This window comes from Aurantimonas sp. C2-5-R2, assembly GCF_036549495.1.
Classification (GTDB): domain Bacteria; phylum Pseudomonadota; class Alphaproteobacteria; order Rhizobiales; family Rhizobiaceae; genus Aurantimonas; species Aurantimonas coralicida_A.
Map to the genome: position 1 here is coordinate 1 of NZ_JAZHLJ010000155.1, position 3,710 is coordinate 3,710.

Genomic DNA, 3,710 nt, shown 5'->3' on the forward strand with positions numbered 1-3,710 from the left:
GCATGGGGATCTCCTTGAGTTGTGCGTTTCGATGCCCTCGACGAACCGCGCCTGTCCGCGCGGTCACACCGCAATTGCGGAGGGTCCGGCGAAGCTGGAAACCGTCATTGGGGTTGAACGCCTAGCGGACGGCAGCGGTAAGGACCGGGCAATCTCAAGAAACGGACAACGGATGAGCCCCGACAGCCTTCTTCAATCGGAACGCCTTCCGTCTCGGCTCGACCTGGCGCTCGCATTACCTGATGAGGTCGCAAGCTCCATTTCGGGGCCCCGCCCGCCCTGGCCGCCGGCGTTCGCAATGTGCGCGCCTACTCTGGCAAGCATCTCGTTCTCTCCAGGGCAGACGATGGTGCCGTTGTCGCGCTGGCGAGGTCTACGAGTCGCTTCGAGCACGCAAAGGCGGATGCGCCGGCGACCAAGCGCCGGCTGTCTCGTGGTGAGGTCATGAGCCTCATCGGCGGTCCGACATTGGGGCTAGACTAGCAGACATCATCAGGGAGCGGCCTGCGACGGAAAACGTCGATCCGTCGAGGCGAACGAGCTGGCGCGTTCCCGCGGCCTGTAGAAGCAGCTTGGGGGAGGGGGCGTCTGCCTGCAGGCGCTCTGGCAGGGAAGGTCGGTTCAGAACAGCCGCGGGTCGAGCACGAAGGGTTCGAGCGCCTGGATCGTGATCCCGGCCGATGCCGGATGGCTGGGGTTGATCAGCACGTTGACGTCGGGCGATCCATCGATCGGAACGATCGCCGAAGGCACGCGCAGGAGTGGAGCGGCGTTCGAGCGGTGCCACTCGTCGCCGCGCTGCTGGGTCCAACCTTCTTGCCGCCGCCAGTCCTGCGGTAGATCGCCGAGCTCGATCGTCACGGCATCGAGATCGTCCGGAACGCTATAGGTCACCATCGTCAGCTCCGGCAGGAGCGTCGGGTCCTCGACATGGACGAGCTTTTCCAGGACGCAAAGCGCGGGGGAGGTGGCACAATAGGTGACAGCGTGGCCGATCGTGTTCCAGCGCCCGTCGAAATGCAGCCCGTATCCGCCGTCGAGAGCTTGCGCGTGCCGTTCGCCCGACAGCCGCCAGAGCAGCATCAGGCGGCGGCACCCCAGGCTATCTTGCCGAGGATGGTCTCGACGACCCGGGCGCCTGCCTCGGTCTGGGCGAGGGCGAACGGGGCTTCGCCCTCGAGCTCGGCCAAAGGTCGGCGGAGCCAGCGATGCGCCTTTTCCACGGACCCGAAGGTCTCCTCGGCCAGGGACTGGATACGCAACAGCCGCACAGCGCGGTCGGACTCGTCCACCGTCAGCGGCTGCTTTTTCTGAGCGCGATGGCGCCGCGTGCGCTGCGGAATGACGAAGCTCTCGATTTCCCGGTCGCTGATCCCGGCAAGCGACAATCCTTCAAGTGCGATGAGAGGCAGCCGATTGCGCACGGCCTGGGCGAGGTCGGCCTGCGAGCGCACGGCAGCCCCCATCACGGCGGTTCCGCCGAGCTTGCGTGCGACTTCCTCGATGATGGGAACCGACATGGCCAAATCCCTATGCGGCAACATGTCATGAAGATAAGCGGCAGGTTGCCGGAATGCAAGGAGGGGCAAGCGCGCACGTCAGGACAGGTTCTTCAACAAGAAGAACACCCCGACACAGCCGATGGCAACCGCTAGGGAAGAGAGCTGCGGACGGATTTGGAAGTAGAAAAAATCTCGTTAACTAAATGATCAATAGTAAGAATGCTATAGTTGCATAAGATATCTTATGGAACCTACCCGGATATGTTAACCATATTGGCTGCAATACTCTGATAACGACCGAGGTGTTCGAACTTTACTAAAATCCTAGCACTGAATGCCTTTCTTTGCAATTGGCGAGGGCTGTGTAGAGGTCGCGTGGCAACGACCGGTGGCCAAAGGTTGAAGACGGAGGAGGAACGGGACCGTCAATCGTCGCGCGACATGATTGCCGTGCGGCGGCCGCGCTGACGCGTGAGAATTCCTTGGCGCAGATCCTCGAACAAGCGCGGCGGCAGCATGCCGTAGTCGTAGCGTCCACGCGGACCCAGGCGAAGGTCGTAACCGGGCCAAAGAAACCGATTGAGCTCGTCCAGCCGGAGCCAATGCCGTCCTGCGTCCAGGCCGAGAGTCCGGCAAACGTCCGGCGGGATTTCCAACGAAGCGCCTGCGTCGTCGGGAGGCCGGTGCGTGATCGGCGCGACGATCGTGCGGATATGGCCGTTCTCGTCACGCGGCGTAGCCACCACGATGGCGCAGGGCCGATCCTTCGATCCCTCGACCGCGCCCCGGTCGCGCTCATGACTCCAGAGAAAACTGTAACGGATGACGAGGCCCGGTTTCGGTTCCGGCATTCTCACTTCGGCGCGACGCCGTATTCAGCCGTTTCGATCGACGCGATGGTCTCGTCATCGAGATCACCGACGATCAGCACTTCACGCTCGCGACGCTTCAGCATCTCGTAATGGGCGAGTTCGGCTGCGGACAAATAGGCCCCGATCACCCGCCCGTGGCTGGTGACGTTGATCACCTTTGCAGCGATGGCTTCATCTTGATACTTACCGAAATTCCGGGAGAAATCGCTCGCTCGGACCGTTACACCCTGGGACATGATTTTACCTCCTCAAGCATGCGCAAATTACGCAATTTGCGCGAAATGTCAAGCAGTTTAGCTGCCATGCTCAGGCGAATTCACCCTCGCCGACATTCTCCGCCGTCGCCATCACCGCGTCGATCCGGCCTTCGCGCAACGCGTCGAGTGCCGTCTTGCCGTCGAGCGCCGGATGATGCTGCAGCAGGAAGCGAAAGACCGTCCAGGGATGGCCCCCGAGCGCCCTATACAGGCGAGGCAGCTCCGGCAGCAGGCGCCCATCGGCGCTCAGCTGCCATTCGGGGAAGCGCACACCGCGCTTGGCGCCTTCAAGGCCGAGAACCTCGTGCCGCTTACGCTTTTGGTGGATCGTCTCCCGGGACGCGCCGATCGCGGCCGCGAATTCGTCGGCCGTCAGCATGTCCGGCCCGTTCAGGATCTCGGCGGCACGGGTCGCGCCGCGCGCCTTTGCTTCATCAAGAGCGGCAGCAAGATCATCTACCGGCTGCTCCTGGACCGCCTCGACTTCAACCTCACAGGAGTCGCGCTCCGGATCGACGAGAATGGTCATGCGCTTGGGCCGTCCAGACTGCTTGGCGTCGCGCACGGCCTTGCCAAAGCCGTTGAGCAGTCCGGTCGCCGCCCTCTTGCGGGAGAGAACATCGCTCAATATGCCAGGGGCCAGCGCAACGTCGCCGCCGTGGGTGGCGAGGTGCATCGTCCTGCTTCCGGACCGCTTCGCCCTGGGTTTGAGGGTTCTACCGGGTTCGCGTTTGGTGACAGCCATCACACACCTCCATAGACGGAATATGATCAAGGCCGTCCATTTCGTCAAGTTCGTCCAGTTCGTCCGGTTCGTCAGGCGCTTCTTGAACAGCGGATCCTGTGGGTCCCCTCGTCAGGACGAGGCGGACCCTTGTGGGCCCGCCTAATCCTTGGGCTCACTCGCCGTTGGCGGAGGACATGAGGTTGAAGGTGGTGGCGATGATGTCGACGGTGAATTTCCGATCGTCGCCCTCGCCGTAGGAGCTCTCGCCCACGCGGGCCTCGACGAAGACGCTGTCGCCCTTGGCGACGTTCCCGGCAATCCATTCGGCCTGCTTGGGATCGAGGATCGTGAC

5 protein-coding genes and 1 pseudogene are annotated in these 3,710 nt (G+C 62.7%); all 6 read right to left on the minus strand.

Annotated elements, in window-relative coordinates:
- Positions 1 to 621: 621 nt before the first annotated feature.
- A complete protein-coding gene (locus tag VQ044_RS24110) occupies positions 622 to 1,083 on the minus strand; it encodes an RES family NAD+ phosphorylase (RefSeq protein ID WP_327650212.1) in 462 nt (153 codons plus the stop codon).
- Complete coding sequence (parS, locus tag VQ044_RS24115) at positions 1,083 to 1,520, minus strand: type II RES/Xre toxin-antitoxin system antitoxin (protein WP_327650211.1); 438 nt, start codon at positions 1,518 to 1,520, stop codon at positions 1,083 to 1,085. The genes VQ044_RS24110 and parS overlap by 1 nt, the downstream gene beginning before the upstream one ends.
- Before the next feature lie 407 nt (positions 1,521 to 1,927).
- Positions 1,928 to 2,353, minus strand: coding sequence for a hypothetical protein (locus tag VQ044_RS24120; RefSeq protein WP_327650209.1), 426 nt, complete (start codon positions 2,351 to 2,353; stop codon positions 1,928 to 1,930).
- Positions 2,354 to 2,355: 2 nt separating this feature from the next.
- Entirely contained in the window at positions 2,356 to 2,610 is a 255-nt protein-coding gene (locus VQ044_RS24125; RefSeq protein WP_327650207.1) for a hypothetical protein, read from the minus strand.
- Positions 2,611 to 2,680: 70 nt separating this feature from the next.
- Positions 2,681 to 3,376 (minus strand): hypothetical protein, encoded by a 696-nt coding sequence (locus VQ044_RS24130; RefSeq protein WP_327650205.1) that lies wholly within the window; start codon positions 3,374 to 3,376, stop codon positions 2,681 to 2,683.
- Between the two features lie 154 nt (positions 3,377 to 3,530).
- A pseudogene (locus VQ044_RS24135) lies at positions 3,531 to 3,710 on the minus strand (hypothetical protein); the annotation flags it as partial.